Source organism: Streptomyces lunaelactis, from assembly GCF_003054555.1.
GTDB lineage: Bacteria > Actinomycetota > Actinomycetes > Streptomycetales > Streptomycetaceae > Streptomyces > Streptomyces lunaelactis.
Window position 1 is genome coordinate 11,813 of record NZ_CP026304.1, and the last position, 13,580, is coordinate 25,392.

Here is a 13,580-nt window from a genome sequence, read left to right on the forward strand (position 1 = left end):
GTCGATCCGTGGAGCCGCCGGCCTAAGCGACTGGCCGCGGCCCAAGAGAGGAGGAAGCCGTGACGTTCAGGAAGCGTTCCCGAAGGGCACTGGAGGCAGTTGAGCCCCCCGCCCGCTGTCGCCTGGAGCCCATCGACCCCCGCTGCGTCGACTGCGGGAGGCCGGGCATGGAGCAGGTGGCAACGATCCGTCGGGCCCAGGGCGGTGAGCTCGCCGTGCTCGCCTGCGCCTACGACGCCCGGCGCCGCCGCAGCGCCTGAGCCTAGGAGGCCGTTCAGGGCCCTCCCCATGGGGTGGGGCAGCCCGGAAGTAATCCGGTTGCCCCACCCCACGAATTTGATATTATGGAACATGTCGGAAGGGATGGCGCCCTCCCGACACCGCCGAAAGAACGTCAGTCACGAGCAAGGAGGCCCCCATGGCCACCGTCATCAACCCCGACGAGAAGAAGTCCAACGAGCCCGCCCCGCAGGACGACCACGAGTTCGCCATCGCCCACTTGGACCCCGCGCTGCTCGTGCGGGACGACTGCAACGCCCGCGAGACGGACCCGGAGCCGGACGAGAAGCTGATCAACTCCGTCAAGGAGCTCGGCATCCAGGAGGCCGTCAGCGTCCGGCCCCTCCCGGACGGAACGTTCGGCGTGTTCAAGGGCTGGCGGCGAGCGCAGTCCGTGCAGCAGGCCAACGCCACGGCCGAAGCCGACGGCCGTCCACAGCAGACAGCCCCGGCCTACGTCCGGCCCGACCTGATCGGCCGCGACAGCTGGACGCGGATGCTGAGCCTGATCGAGAACGACCAGCGCGAGCAGATGACCGAGCGCGACACCGTCAAGTCGGTCGAGCTCTCCCTCATCGGGATGAACGAGGTCGAGCAGAAGCAGGCCAGCCGGGCGCTCAGCGTGCGCCGCGACGCGGCCAAGGACGCCCGCAAGGCCCAGAAGCTCAACGACGCCACTTTGCGCCGGACGTTGGCCGGAGGCATGGATCTGGAGCAGACCGCCCAGCTCGCCGATGTCGAGGAGGTGAGCGGAGCCGAGACCCGGCTCCTCCGAGCCCTTGGACGGGACCACGAGGAGGGCAAGGGCGGGCGCGGCCACTGGGACCAGGAACTCGCCCTGCTGCGCGAGGAGCAGGCGAGCAGCCAGGCGCGGACGGAGGCCGTCGCCAACCTGGAGGCGGCGGGCATCCCTCTGCTGCGCGATCGCTTCAGCTGGGGCGAGAAGGACACGTCCCGTCCGCTGACCGATCTCACCACCGGCCTCGGGAACACGCTGACCGAAGACAGCCACAAGGGGTGCGACGGGCACAGTGCCCGCCTGGACGACGAGCACCAGCCCGTGTGGCACTGCTCCGACCCCGATCAGTACGGCCACAAGCTGCGCCCGGAGGCGAAGGAGCCGAAGAAGCCGCGCGACGAGAAGGCGGCAGCCGAGCGGCGGAAGGTCATCGCCTGCAATCGAGCGTGGAAGGCGGCGCGCGGCGAGCGGCAGCGGTTCATCGCCACGCTGTGCCGGGGCAAGAACCTGTCCGACGGGGTACGGGACTACTCCCGCCAGGTGCAGCTCACCATGCCGTGGTTCTACGGCAGTTGGGCGCAGAAGGGCAAGGCCGCCGATGTAGCCCGCTTCCTGAGCGCCAAGGCACCCGAGGACGACAGCGAGGCCGTGCAGAACCTGATCAAGACACTGGCCAGGAACCGCGACCTTTACGCCTGGTTCGCGCAGGTCGCGGCGGCATGCGAGTTCGACATCCGCGAACCCAAGGCATGGGCGAGCCTCCAGTCCCATCAGGCCGGATGGCTGCTCCTCCTGGAAGCCGAGGGCTACACGCTCTCCGAGGTCGAGAACCAGGCCGTCTCACGTCATCGGCCGAAGACGGCCAAGGCGAGCAAGTCCGCCTGAGCGGCCCGGCCCAATCGCGGCCCACACGCGGGGCCGCCCCGCAGCTCACGGGGCGGCCCTCCCCGCGCAATTCCTCACACCCCCTTAGGAGACATCGCTATGTCCACGCGTGAGCAGGCCCTCGAATTCATCACCCTGCACGCCACACAGTCCGACCTCGACCGCGTCTACGCCGCCGCCAAGCAGCGCACCCAGACCCTTCGGGACCTGCGAGCCGCTGCCGTCTCAGAGGGCACCGAAGTTCGCCTGTCCAAGATCAAGCCGAAGTATCTGAACGGACTGACCGGCACCGTGAAAACCGTCGAGCAGAAGCGCACCCGCGCAATCGTCAGCATCCTCCTGGACGAAGAGTCCACCGAGAACATGCGGCACATCCTGTACGTAGAGAGGGGCGTGAAGCGCCACCTCCTCACCGGGGTACCCGCCTCCGTCTGCGAGGTGCTGGCACCGAAGGACGGCCCCGACTAGCAGCCATCGCCTGCGCCGGGCGGCCGAGCCAGCACCGACCTGGCCGCCCGGCCCCCACGTCCGCTGCGCCGCTCCCGGACGGAGCGTGTGGCACAGCGGCCCCCTTTCCAGCCCGTGCGGTAGATGGGCGCGCACGGCCGGCGCCGATGGATCCGGTTGCCCTTGGACCGCTCGTGGCCCCCGATGCATTCACCGACCTGAGGAGTCACTGACCATGTCCCTGCGCGAGCAGTACCAGGCGCTCGCCACGCTCGTCGCCCCGCTGCTGGGTGAAGGGTTCCGCGCCGAACCGGCACCCGGCCTCGAACCCCGCGCGTGGATCGTCGACGAAGCGGGCCGGACCATCGTGCTCCGCGACGCCGCAGACGGCGAGCACAAGGAAGTGGAGATGCCACTGCCGGAGCCTGTCTCAGGCGTACACAAACCGTTCCTATGGCTCAGGCCCGAGCAGTTCAAGGACCCGGCATGGCTGGCCAACCAGATCCACCGCGACCTTCTGCCTGCCTACGACGCTGCGCTGGAGCGCTGCGCCGCCCGGAAGGCAGGTCACGCGGAGCAGTCGGTGCGGCGGGAGGAGTTGCTCTCCCTGCTCGCGCTTTCCGCGCAGGTCGACGGGCCGCAGGTCCGCAGGGTGTTCGTGCGCCGTCGCCCATGGAACGGCTCCAGTGTCGGCCAGCTGGTCGTGGAAGTGGAGCCGGACGGCAGCGGCGTTGACTTGCACATCACTGGGCTCGACGGAGCCGAGGGCGCCGCGCTGATACGCGAACTGCTGGGCCGTGAGGGCTGGGCGCCGACCCCCATTGAAGAGCCGGTCAGCGACGCCGCAGCTCCCGCCGCCCCGGACAGCTGACGGCCCCCGGCCTCACCCAGGCATTCAGCGGGATGTCAGCCAGCTGGCCACGGGTGGTGGCCTTGCTGCCCGAGGCGAGCACAGAGCCGGAACCGCGAGCGTCGCCCGCCAACAGAGCAGAAAGCCATTCCGCACCACGCGGGCCCGTCACCATCCTTGGAGAATTCCCGTGAGCGTCACCTGCTCGGTCGAAGGAACCCTCACCGTCACCCCACCCCTGCCGCTGGCTGCGCTGTGGGAGTTCATCGACAGACCGCACAGCCCGTTCATCCTCGCGACGACCGCGAACGCCAGCGGAGCCCGCGGCGAATGGCTGCTCCTGCCACCCGAAGGCTGCGCCCTCGACGCCGCGGGCCGGCCCACCCACGTAGCCACGCTGAAGGTCGACGTATACGCCCGTCGCAGCGAGACGCACGATCGCCTGCGGCAGTTCGCCCAACTGTGCCTGACCCTCGGTCACGACTGGGTCGAGGAAGTGCGCTACCAGAACGAAGACTTGTCCCGCGGAGTGATCGAGTTCTGCGACGACGGCGAGCTGGACTGGCTGGAGTAACAGTTCCACGCTCACCAGCGCCGACCAACGCGTCCCAGATGCGCCCGGAGGCGTTGCCGCCCACTGCCGGGATCTCCGCACCTCAGTGCGTCGCGCTCGCGAGTGCGTCAGCACCTCACCCGAAGGAGCACAGCTCTAATGACTGCCCCCGTACTCATCATCACCCCTGCCCTGCCGCAGGAATTGACCCAGGCCGCCGGGACTGTGCCGCTTCAGGCACGGACCGCCGAGGAGTTCACCGACTCGGAGTGGGACGAGGCACCGCTGATCGTCGTCGACCGGCGCTCCTGCGCCGACCTGATGCAGCGCCAGCAGCCGCGAAGGCCCGGAATCCTGGTCCTGGCCCAGGACCTGGCCGATGCCAGCGTCTATTCCGAGGTGGTAGCCCTCCACGCTGAGGCAGTCCTCACTTTGCAGGACGGCGCGGCGTGGCTGGAGCTGCGCCTGCACGAGGCGACCGGCTGCACTCACCTCAACTGGGAACGGCTGCTCGGCGACGGTCCGGGCGGCGTTACCTCTCCCGCGTAACCCCCGGTCTCAGTAAAAGGGGTGGCGCCATCCCCAATCTTCGGTATTATGGAACATGTCGCACTCGTCGTTTGTCTCACCTGAGGGAGGACACCCATGGCCGGAGAGGTCACGCCCACCATCTACGGCAGGGTCTATGAGGACCCTCAACTGCGTCACGCCGACAGCGGTAGGCCCATTGCCCGGTTCCGCGTCGTGTCGTTCCCTCGCGAGTACGACCGCACCAGCGGCGAGTGGCGCGACGGCGAGCCCGTGCTGGTCGTCTGTACGGCATGGGGTCGCCTGGCCAAGCACGTTGCGGCCTCACTCGCCGACCGAGTCCACGTGATCGTGACCGGGCAGCTGACCGCCTGCGACGCCCAACTCCACCTGAACGTCACCCGGGTCGGCGTCGACCTCGACGCGCATATCGCCTACATCGACGCCACCCTGCCCGCCGTCCTGGCAGGCAAGGGCCCCAGGAACGTCAGGGCTGCACTGAAGCGGCCGAACCCCGACGAGCCCGCCGCCGACCCGGCGCGGAAGCCCGCCGCGACACCGCCCGTTCCCTACTGGATGGATGAGGAGCGGCGCAGGCAGTGGGCAGACATCACCGCCCCGCAGCGGCCCCGGCCCTGGTGCCCGCCCTGCTGAGTCCCGACCACATATCGACCCTCTTGCTTGCAAAGGAGCTGAGCCGTGCCCAGCAGCCCGCTGCCCCTCCCCCGCCGGGGAGAGGAATACACGACGGCCGATCTGGTCAGCGCCCGCGCCGAAGGTCGTGGCGCGATACGCATCGTCACTGCCGACGACCGAGTCGTGCCGCTCGCGCACGAACCGCACAGCGACGCCGATCCGCTCCCATGGGCGGAGTACGACCCGGACACCGGCGCGGTGCTGCGCCGCCATGCGAGCCGTGACTGCGAATGGGCACTGGTCACGGACGACACCGAGAACCTCGCAGCCCACGCGGTCGAACGGTCCGTGATCAAGCGTCTGGCGGCAGCCGATGTGGCTTGCGCCCGGGTCGGAGAGGGCCGCGACCGTACGTACGGTCAGGTCGAGTTCGCGGACGGCGGCTATGTCACATGGTCGGGGATGGACCGGCTGGGCAACGAAGTGTCCAACCTGCACCCCATCGCCGACCACGGTTCGTTCGGCGGGCATTGGTTCTCCGAAGTCGATGACGAGGAGACAGAGTCCTTCGACTTCGCCACCGGCAACTACGCCACCGACTCCGGCGCTCTGGTCGCCCACCTGATCGGGCTGGCGGACCGGCACGGCCGCGCCCCCGCCCCCATCATCTGAACCTCCACAGGCGCCGCTCTGCATCCAGACCCGCAGGCTTCGCCCCTTCGCCCCCGGCCGCGCGTCCTCGCGCGGGGCCGGGCGGTCGCGGGCCGCCGCCCAATCCCCCGTTCCCGCCGGCAGATCTCCGCCCCACGCCCTCACGCCGAAGGAGCCTCCATGCCTCAGCCCGTCGACTTCTATCCGCTCATCGTGACCACGTACCCGGACGATGCCGAGCACGCGACGCTGCTCCTCGACCCTGCGGCCGCGCGCATCGTGACCGCCGGCGACGTCGTCGAAGGCGACGTGATCCTGGCCAGCTTCCCGGATGGCAGCGCCGACTACTTCAACGACCAGTACGAGGCACACCCGCAGCCCTTCGACCCCACCTGTCAGTGCGGCGTGTGCTGCCTGCAAGCCGACTGCCCAGGCCCCGCTGTCGTGCTCTCCAAAGGACACCCCTGGCATGCCTGCGACCCGTGGGCTGCCCGCGAACTCGTCCTGATCGTCCCCGCCAGCCAACTGCCCTGACCCGACACTTCCCTCACCGGAGACACCGATGCCCCACTACCGCACTGCGCCGCAGCTCTTCGGCTCGCCAGGCGACGACGTCGACACCGTCATCAACTGGGGCCTGGGCGTGGACTCCACGACCGAGATAGTCGAGATCCTCGACGACCCCGCCGCCCACGACATCGATCTCACCCGGACCGCCGTGATCCACATGGCGACCGGCAGCGAGTGGCCACGTACCCGCGAACTCGCCGATATCGGTAAGCCCGGCAATCAGAACCTGCGCAATGCCCCCTCGCGAGCGGAGCCGCCACACTTCCGACGTGGCGTCACCTTCCTGCGTACCGCGACCTGGAAGAAAGTTCACTGGTTCCAAGTGCGCTCCGAGCGCTAGCCAACCTCACCGAACACAACCTCGACCAGCTCACCGCACTCGTGAAGACCCGGCTCAAACGAATGCAGTACCGGCCTGGCCTCATCGACGGCCTTACCGCCAAGACCGGCCTCGACCTCCAACCGGCATAGCCTCAGCCATTTAAGATCTCTAGTTAGGGGGGTGGCGCTTGCCCTGTTCCATATATGCCTGAGTCTTCAAAGTGGAAGACCTGGCCATCTACTTCCACGGCTCCGGAGTATGTGAAGCTTCCTGCCAGCCTAGGAACGAAGAATCCCCGTTGCGATACTGCCTCCACGTTGATTCCAGTGCACTCGGAGCACTTGTCGCTCTGGCTGACCCAACCCAGGGTGTAGCTGTTGACTGAACAAGTGACCCGCAGGCTGCGGACTCTTACTGGATCTCTTGTTGTGCACAGCCACAGACACCACCATCGCCTTCGACTTTTCCTTTTGCAGGCAACGGTGACACCCATAGCCCGGTAAACCACGACGTTGAAGTCTCTGGGTGTGACCTCAACAATGACAGGGCCGAAATCGTGAACGGCCATATTCCACCTCACGAGCTGAGCCGACGTGCCATTCTGGAAACTGTCACGGGTGTATCCGTGCGCGCTTCGGTCTCATGACGCATTTTGAGCACCCATCTAAAATCTTGACCATGCACAAGCTGATCGCCGCCCGATTATGGCTGACCGTCTACCAGTTGCCGCCGTACACCCCAGAACTCAACCCCGTTTAAGGCGTATGGTCGCAGCTGTAGAGATCCCCGGCCAACCTCACTAAACTGCCTCGACCGCGTGTTAGTGAAGACACTATTGAAACGGATACAGTATCGCCCCCGCCTCATCGAGGGCTTCATCGCCAAGACCCGGCTCGACCTCCGACCTCCGTAACCCCAGCGATTGAAGCTCTCTAGCTAATCGGCGATGCCGCTTTCAAGGTAGCGGCGGATGTCCGCAGCCTTGACGCGTAGCAGGTCGTCCGCAGACTCATCCGACTCAATGTCTTTCATTTTTTGGAGGAGTTCCGCGTTCTGCTCTGCCATCTTTTCTGGCTCATGTGTGGGTTCATCTGGCGTACTCTGCGGCGGAAGGGGATCAAATATGTCCGGGCCGGAGGTGATCCGCTTCGCCGCGAGTTTCTCAAGTTCAGAGAGCGCGGCAAATCTAATGTCCGCTACCTCGCTAGAATCACACGCAAGGCGCGTGAGTGCGGCGATACTCTGGGGACCACCTATGTCGCCGAGTGAAATGATCGCCGCGAGCCGGACATTGAGATCGTCGCTCTTGCACAACTCTTCCAGTATCGGAACAGAGGAGGCGTCTCCTAGGTCACCGGAGATGATGATGGCATTGATACGCACCGACCGATCCGTGTCTTGCAGTGCGCCATGCAGGGCTCTGAGTTCTTCGGGCGCCAGTCTACTTTTAGCTGATTTGGATAGGCTGCCCCGCTTCTTGATGCTGGTACGCATCGCAAACCCGATATTGCGCAATTGCTTCGAAATGGCGCGGCGCTCATCTGGATCAGGGTCGCGCGCCAAGCCCTCAGTGAGCCTGCTAAATTCCCTGGTCATGAGATGTTCCCCTGTCCATTTGCGTGCCACCGGTCCAGGAATTCTCTGTACGGAAGCCAATCGGTCTTGCACTCGTGCGGGTTCGCGGTCCGTGTCCGACGCCACAGCTCCTCGGCCACTGCCGGACCTGAGGTGGTGATCGGACGGTCGACCGTGGGCCAACGCCCACTTGGCTCTGGCACCTTGGGCCGGATAAACCTCAAGGCCACATTGCTCGCGAATGGTGTCATCGTGAGCTTGGTCGGCCATATCGCGAGGAGGTTTTCGAATCCGAGCGGATCTATGTATAGATCATTCATGTGTTCGCCCACGCCGAAGCTTCTCTCGGATGTCAGCCCAGTGTAAACCGCTACCTCTAGGTCATCGGCAGTTCCATTCGCAAACAATTGCGGCGTGGTTGCCTGCAGTGAGACCAACATCGGCTTCACCCAATCCTCGGATGGAGATGCGTCAGTCGTGGACGTGCCGCTTGTCGTCATCGGGAACGCTGTGCTGCGGTGATCTGACACAAGCCAAACGTGCTTCTTCGTCGCCGGATCAGTGCGGGAGCATAGGAATACGCCTCGTAGGCCTCCCTCTATCGGGAACACCGCAGTCAGCATTGGCAGATTACTACCCCTAAGGACCAGCATATGATTCTTACGGCATGCTTGGACAGGCGTTCCCGCCGGCCGAGGGTTCGTGTCCGCACCGAGCCTAGCCAGCAGACCGTAGTTGCCGACGCCTGCAGTGAAGACCACCATCCTGGGCCGGAACTCAATCTGTTCTCCGCACAGGAGGGCCTCTACGCGCTCAATTACGTTACCATTCGGTACAAACTTAAGAGCGTCTTCGCTGTCGTCCAGTTTGTATGCTGCATGGTCCACGTCACGCGCAAGCCCAGCGACGATTTCGCTCGCATCGAGCGAGAACTCATGCGTCTCGAAGAGCTTTCTCGCCTTTCCCCCCTCCATCACCGGAGGCACTTGTTTAGCCTCGTCGAAGCGCAGGCCAGCAGCTCTCCAGAAGTAGGTGTACTTAATTACTGCTGCCCCAGGACCGAATCCTGCGACTGCCCGCTCTGTATTGAGTTTGTCAATCCCTTTCTCGTCAACGAATGCCTCCCAGAACTGGGCTGCGGCATTCAGGACAATCATCATATCCTTGTCGTCGTAGTAGTGGCCCCGGTGTATCAGGCCATGAGAGTGGCAAGTCTGCCCGCCGCCAAGCTCACCGTGCTCGAGCAGCGCCGCTCGGTAGTTGCGTTTGGTCAGGTCGTTGAGTAGCCACAGCCCTTGGGCGCCACCGCCTATGATGAGTACGTCCAGCTCAACCATCTCCGCCTCCAGCTTCCCTGATGAAACGGTCGCTAGGAAGATTCGCCGTAAGAGCCAAATCACGGTTCTGGCGAAACACCCGTGCCGGACATATCGAAGGCGCTTTGCGACTGGCGCACTTTCAGATCATCCACCGGGCTAATTGTGTCGGCCCACTTACCCGTGCGGATGGGGAGCGCCTCGCTCCAGTCTGCGTCGACTCGCCGGGAGGCGCATCTCGGCTGGCGCAAGCTCGGCAGTTCGGCTATGTGAGTGAGGGTCATCGTCGCGGACAGGGCCGCCGGCATTGCCGTCCTCGACGACTCCCGCCATCCCACCCGCCTGATCGAACGCGGCGAATGGGCGCTGTGGGACGAGTACGAGACCAACGGCACCGTTCCGCAGCAGGCCGGACCCAGAATCTGCAGCATCCGCGCGAAGGGCGACGTCGGAGACCGCTGGATCGCCAGCGTCATCAACCATCCCTTCAGGCAGCTGATGGGCTTCAACGCCGACGAGGAAGGCCGCGCTGTCACCGACCGCGCGGCGAGTTCCCACCCGCTGCGGACCGGCGTGTACCCGCTGATCGAATGGGGGTGGGGACGACGGAGGTGCGAGGACTACCTCCTCAAGCGCTTCGGCGTGCCGTGGGAGAAGTCGTACTGCACTTTCTGCTGCTTCCCGGTCTCGATGGGCGCACTGCCCACCCATCTGGAACGGATGCGCCGGCACCCCGACATTGCCGGACGGGTGCTGCGCCTGGAGTACACCTCCGTCAGCCTCAACCCCAACGCCCGCCTCTTCGGCAAGCGCAGCCTGCTCGACCAGTTCGCCCCCGCACGGCCCGAAGACCGCCAGGTCCTGGACGCCTTCGAGCAAGAGCTGGACTGCACTTGGGCGCTCTACCACGTGCGGCGGATCCTGCCCGTCTCCAAGACCAACCCAGCGGTGCGGGCCCCAGCGCTGCGCTCCGTCGAGCGCGTCGACCTGGGCCGCCCCGCCCAGCTCGGCCGCTGGCTCAGTTCCCATTCCGAGCACCATGGCTTCCCGGTCGAGACCGACTGCCGCTTCGGCCGTACCCGGGTCTGGCTCCGCCAACGCGGAGCGACAGCACCGACCGCCGAAGAGCTCTTCGTCACCGCTCCCGCACACGTCCGCGACAAGCAACAGGACCGCTTCGAAACGGAGTGGCGCGCCGTAGCCGGTGAACAGCTCCGCCTCCCCGCCGCTTGACCTCCTTCCGCGGCGCCGAGTCACGGCCCGCCGCGAACAACCCGATGCACGACCAGACCAAGGAGAGAGACCATGGAGAACATGAACTCGACCAGCACGCTGCTCAGCCTGGTGGGCCGCAGCACAGCAATCAGCGACCCCGACCAGCTGCGCACCATGCTGCAGGCCGGCCACGCCGCCTGGTGCGAAGGAGTCGCCGAAGTCCGCGCCGACGTCGCACAGCGCTCCAGCGCGCTCGACGACGATGCGCTCGCCGCCTGGTGCACACAGGCCGAAGCTCCCTGGGAGGGCGGACAGACGCGTTGCGAGGCCGTCTCCAACCTGGCCTTCGCCGTCTGGGATGCTTCACCGGCAGCGATGGCCTACGTCGCCCTCGAGGAGCGGGCGGCCGAGTTCGGGATCTGCCTCATTCCTGAGTGACTCCCGCGGCGTTGGTCGAGCGGGGCTCAGGCCTCTGTGTCCTTCTCGAGCTGCACCCTGCGCTGATTGCTGAACAGCGCGTGCCTCCCGCAGCGGGTAGCGGAGTGAGTCCCACGTGAGCGCGGCGTGGGTGCCGGCCGGGCCCTCTCGTACGGCCTGACCCGTTCGGTTCTTGCGAAGGAACCTCCTGTCGAGGCCCATCTGCCGTGATTGCCGTTGCAGATTGACCTGCGCCCGGGGCCGATCACCACCCTCTTGCCGTTGCCAAGTCTCCAGTGCCCCTGACGACACGAGCTTCGCGGCAGGCCGGCCACTTGGCTTTGTCAGTGACAACTGGCTCCATCGGTAGGTCTGTTTTGACTCCACTTGGGGATCTCAAAGCCACGTTCTGAAGGTGAGAAGTGACTCCATCCCGCAGAGGGCCTGGTGCCGACGAGGGGCAGCTTTGTACCAGTTCTGGTAGCGGGCTTACCGCCTGGCACTGCCGCGGGGGCGCGATGTTGCGCAGGGCACGCGGCCGCCGCCTGAACGGCGGCCGTCGCCATGCCGGGGGCCGTCGCTTCCTGTCGCAACCGGGCCGGTAAAGGGCCCCGGTTCGAACATCAGGAGCCACTTCGCGGACAAGTACGGCCACGGCAGTGGGAGTCTGGGGCAGACCTGGACTTGTGATCGGTCGGATGTGCGACCCCTTCTAGGCTGCGAGGGCGGCTTTCACGCCCCGGGCTTTCTCCGCATGGCCACTGCTGGTGCCGAACGGCCGGAGGAGTTGGACCCGATGCGAACCAGATGGCCCGCCCTGTTGGAGAACTGCCGCCTGGAGTCCCCGGCCGGGGAGCTCGACCTCGCGTCGGCCCCGGCGTTCGGCGCCCTGCTGTGGGGCATGGACGCCCAGGCCGGCGCGGACTGGCTGATCGTCGATCTGAGGGCGGTGACGTTCATGGACTGCAGCCCCCTGCACGACCTGTGCGCCGCCTGGGACCGCAGCGAGGTGACCGGCCGGTGGACCCGGGTGGTCTACGACCAGGACCGCATCGGCCAGCTCCTGCGCCTGACCTCCCTGCTGGAGCGCTTCCCCCGGTATGCCAGCATCGAGGACGCCTGGCGCCACCAGCCCATCGCCTCCCTGCGAGATGATTAGGCGGTGAGGTGACCGTCCGCCGGCCCACCGAGTACTTCAGCGCCAACGCGCGACTCGACAGCCCCTCAACCCGCGCATCCCGGCGGATCGCCGCGTACAACTCGACCTTGGAGACGGGCACTTATGCCCCCTTGCTACCTGGAACACCCCAATGTTCCAACCGCAACCCCGCCAGTGGAGTCAAAACTCACTGACACGACTTACCGCGCAGACACGGTGGAGTCAGATCCCACTGACCGCTGGCCTCAACACTCACCGACAGAGCCAGCCACTGGACATGAAGCACCCCCGTTTGTCATTATGGAACTTGTCGCACTGATGGTGGTGCGCGCCCCTGATGACGTCTTGGATGAGGTGCGTGATGGCGCAGCCCGCGGGTCCCCGGCTCGTGAGCACGGCTGAGATCTGTGAGGAGTTCGGTACCCGGCCCTCACGGATCAGCGAGTGGTACCGCGATCGTGCGACGAGTGGTTTCCCTGAGGCGAAGCGCACCGAGGGGCGGAAGCGCTGGTTCGATCACGACGAGGTCGCGGAGTTCTTCGCCGTGGTCGAGAAGGCACGCGCTCCCAGGAAGCTGCCGGCGTCGGTTCTCGACGACGACCAGGACAAGCTGCTCACCGCCGCGGAGGTCACTGCGCTGCTCGGTTACTCGAGCCCGTCGACGATCTACTGGTACCTGCTCAATGTGCCGGGCTATTTCCCCGAGCCCGACGAGACGATCGACGGGAAGAAGTGGCGACTGGGCACGATCGTCCAGTGGGTGCAGAGCCGGCCGGGAAAGCGGAGAGCCGGCACTGTGCGAACGGCCAAGGCGCTGCCGACTGTATCCGCGGAAGGCGATCCGGACGAGCTCCTGGGCACTGCGGAGGTAGCCGCACTGCTCGGGTTCAAGAGCGTGCAGACCTTCTCGAGCTCGCTGTACCAGGGCAATCTCCCTGAGCTCGAAGGCCCGGACGCCAAGGTGCCCGGGCTGCGGGGGCAGCAGCTGAACAAGTGGCGCCGCGAGCGGGTTCTCACCGCGGTCAAGCGGCGTGGCTCCTCGCCTGGTACCGACGATGAGCTTCTCGACGCCGAGGCGGCCGCCGGCATCCTCGGCTACAGCAGCACCAACAGTTTCATGAGTGCCCTCTCACGGGGCCGGCTGCCTGAGCTCGAGGAGCCGGACTTGGTCGAGGTGCAGACCGGCGGCGGTAAGCCGCAGAAGAAGTGGGCCAAGAAGCGGCTCGAGCGCATCGCAGCAGGCCGCGCCGCTTCCTGAACACCGCGCGCAGGGCCGGGCCGACGGCGCGGACTAACTTAAGACGTGGCCTCCTGGCTGTGGGCGTGACGATCGCCCCGGCGGGCCAGGTGCGCCGCCCGGTGGCCGGTATGGAGAGATCGCCAATCTCTCCTCCCGTGCAGGCGCTACGCCTGCACGGGGCCGGCCATCAGTGCTGTC

The 13,580-nt window shown here is 66.1% G+C and carries 15 protein-coding genes and 2 pseudogenes; 15 read left to right on the forward strand and 2 right to left on the reverse strand.

What is annotated here, in order from left to right; all coding sequences use genetic code 11:
• Positions 1-418 precede the first annotated feature (418 nt).
• From SLUN_RS00070 to SLUN_RS42555, 11 genes and pseudogenes are all read left to right on the forward strand, one after another.
• Positions 419-1,903 carry a ParB/RepB/Spo0J family partition protein gene (locus SLUN_RS00070; protein ID WP_108146595.1) on the forward strand — a complete coding sequence of 495 codons (1,485 nt, stop codon included), beginning with the start codon at positions 419-421 and terminating at the stop codon, positions 1,901-1,903.
• A 99-nt stretch (positions 1,904-2,002) separates the two neighbouring features.
• Positions 2,003-2,371 carry a hypothetical protein gene (locus tag SLUN_RS00075; RefSeq protein WP_108146596.1) on the forward strand — a complete coding sequence of 123 codons (369 nt, stop codon included), beginning with the start codon at positions 2,003-2,005 and terminating at the stop codon, positions 2,369-2,371.
• 214 nt (positions 2,372-2,585) lie between these two features.
• On the forward strand, positions 2,586-3,221 hold the full coding sequence (locus SLUN_RS00080) for a hypothetical protein (protein WP_108146597.1): 636 nt from the start codon (positions 2,586-2,588) through the stop codon (positions 3,219-3,221).
• 169 nt (positions 3,222-3,390) lie between these two features.
• Positions 3,391-3,774 (forward strand): hypothetical protein, encoded by a 384-nt coding sequence (locus SLUN_RS00085; protein WP_108146598.1) that lies wholly within the window; start codon positions 3,391-3,393, stop codon positions 3,772-3,774.
• Positions 3,775-3,912: 138 nt separating this feature from the next.
• Positions 3,913-4,302, forward strand: a complete 390-nt coding sequence (locus tag SLUN_RS00090) for a CpaE-like family protein (protein ID WP_108146599.1) — start codon at positions 3,913-3,915, stop codon at positions 4,300-4,302.
• 96 nt (positions 4,303-4,398) lie between these two features.
• A complete protein-coding gene (locus SLUN_RS00095) occupies positions 4,399-4,935 on the forward strand; it encodes a single-stranded DNA-binding protein (RefSeq protein WP_108146600.1) in 537 nt (178 codons plus the stop codon).
• Positions 4,936-4,980: 45 nt separating this feature from the next.
• Positions 4,981-5,589: a hypothetical protein gene (locus SLUN_RS00100; protein WP_108146601.1), complete on the forward strand. Its 609-nt coding sequence runs from the start codon at positions 4,981-4,983 to the stop codon at positions 5,587-5,589.
• A gap of 159 nt (positions 5,590-5,748) precedes the next feature.
• Positions 5,749-6,102 carry a hypothetical protein gene (locus SLUN_RS00105; protein ID WP_108146602.1) on the forward strand — a complete coding sequence of 118 codons (354 nt, stop codon included), beginning with the start codon at positions 5,749-5,751 and terminating at the stop codon, positions 6,100-6,102.
• A 28-nt stretch (positions 6,103-6,130) separates the two neighbouring features.
• The gene (locus SLUN_RS00110; protein ID WP_108146603.1) at positions 6,131-6,478 is read left to right on the forward strand and encodes a hypothetical protein; all 348 of its coding nucleotides are present in this window, start codon (positions 6,131-6,133) and stop codon (positions 6,476-6,478) included.
• Positions 6,469-6,609: pseudogene (locus SLUN_RS42550) on the forward strand (IS630 family transposase); the annotation flags it as partial. The gene SLUN_RS00110 and the pseudogene SLUN_RS42550, both read left to right, overlap by 10 nt.
• A gap of 526 nt (positions 6,610-7,135) precedes the next feature.
• Positions 7,136-7,373, forward strand: a pseudogene (locus SLUN_RS42555) (IS630 family transposase); the annotation flags it as partial.
• A 23-nt stretch (positions 7,374-7,396) separates the two neighbouring features.
• Here the strand turns inward: SLUN_RS42555 and SLUN_RS00120 are convergent.
• Together SLUN_RS00120 and SLUN_RS00125 are read right to left on the reverse strand one after the other, a co-directional pair.
• Positions 7,397-8,056 (reverse strand): HEAT repeat domain-containing protein, encoded by a 660-nt coding sequence (locus SLUN_RS00120; protein ID WP_159100076.1) that lies wholly within the window; start codon positions 8,054-8,056, stop codon positions 7,397-7,399.
• A complete protein-coding gene (locus SLUN_RS00125) occupies positions 8,053-9,372 on the reverse strand; it encodes an FAD-dependent oxidoreductase (RefSeq protein WP_108146605.1) in 1,320 nt (439 codons plus the stop codon). The genes SLUN_RS00120 and SLUN_RS00125 overlap by 4 nt, the downstream gene beginning before the upstream one ends.
• 252 nt (positions 9,373-9,624) lie before the next feature.
• On the opposite strand from SLUN_RS00125, the gene SLUN_RS00130 reads away from it, so the two are divergent.
• The 4 genes from SLUN_RS00130 (at position 9,625) to SLUN_RS00145 (ending at position 13,400) form a co-directional block, all read left to right on the forward strand.
• Positions 9,625-10,584: a hypothetical protein gene (locus SLUN_RS00130; protein ID WP_108146606.1), complete on the forward strand. Its 960-nt coding sequence runs from the start codon at positions 9,625-9,627 to the stop codon at positions 10,582-10,584.
• 72 nt (positions 10,585-10,656) lie between these two features.
• Positions 10,657-11,004 carry a hypothetical protein gene (locus tag SLUN_RS00135; RefSeq protein WP_108146607.1) on the forward strand — a complete coding sequence of 116 codons (348 nt, stop codon included), beginning with the start codon at positions 10,657-10,659 and terminating at the stop codon, positions 11,002-11,004.
• A 775-nt stretch (positions 11,005-11,779) separates the two neighbouring features.
• Positions 11,780-12,142 carry an STAS domain-containing protein gene (locus SLUN_RS00140; RefSeq protein ID WP_108146608.1) on the forward strand — a complete coding sequence of 121 codons (363 nt, stop codon included), beginning with the start codon at positions 11,780-11,782 and terminating at the stop codon, positions 12,140-12,142.
• A 388-nt stretch (positions 12,143-12,530) separates the two neighbouring features.
• Positions 12,531-13,400 (forward strand): helix-turn-helix transcriptional regulator, encoded by an 870-nt coding sequence (locus SLUN_RS00145; RefSeq protein ID WP_257153611.1) that lies wholly within the window; start codon positions 12,531-12,533, stop codon positions 13,398-13,400.
• Positions 13,401-13,580: the final 180 nt, after the last annotated feature.

Bases quoted from the DNA above. Each gene is read 5' to 3' on its own strand.
- SLUN_RS00070 (WP_108146595.1), top strand. From the start codon at position 419: ATGGCCACCGTCATCAACCCCGACGAGAAGAAGTCCAACGAGCCCGCC.
- SLUN_RS00075 (WP_108146596.1), top strand. From the start codon at position 2,003: ATGTCCACGCGTGAGCAGGCCCTCGAATTCATCACCCTGCACGCCACA.
- SLUN_RS00080 (WP_108146597.1), top strand. From the start codon at position 2,586: ATGTCCCTGCGCGAGCAGTACCAGGCGCTCGCCACGCTCGTCGCCCCG.
- SLUN_RS00090 (WP_108146599.1), top strand. From the start codon at position 3,913: ATGACTGCCCCCGTACTCATCATCACCCCTGCCCTGCCGCAGGAATTG.
- SLUN_RS00095 (WP_108146600.1), top strand. From the start codon at position 4,399: ATGGCCGGAGAGGTCACGCCCACCATCTACGGCAGGGTCTATGAGGAC.
- SLUN_RS00105 (WP_108146602.1), top strand. From the start codon at position 5,749: ATGCCTCAGCCCGTCGACTTCTATCCGCTCATCGTGACCACGTACCCG.
- SLUN_RS00110 (WP_108146603.1), top strand. From the start codon at position 6,131: ATGCCCCACTACCGCACTGCGCCGCAGCTCTTCGGCTCGCCAGGCGAC.
- SLUN_RS00120 (WP_159100076.1), bottom strand. From the start codon at position 8,056: ATGACCAGGGAATTTAGCAGGCTCACTGAGGGCTTGGCGCGCGACCCT.
- SLUN_RS00125 (WP_108146605.1), bottom strand. From the start codon at position 9,372: ATGGTTGAGCTGGACGTACTCATCATAGGCGGTGGCGCCCAAGGGCTG.
- SLUN_RS00135 (WP_108146607.1), top strand. From the start codon at position 10,657: ATGGAGAACATGAACTCGACCAGCACGCTGCTCAGCCTGGTGGGCCGC.
- SLUN_RS00140 (WP_108146608.1), top strand. From the start codon at position 11,780: ATGCGAACCAGATGGCCCGCCCTGTTGGAGAACTGCCGCCTGGAGTCC.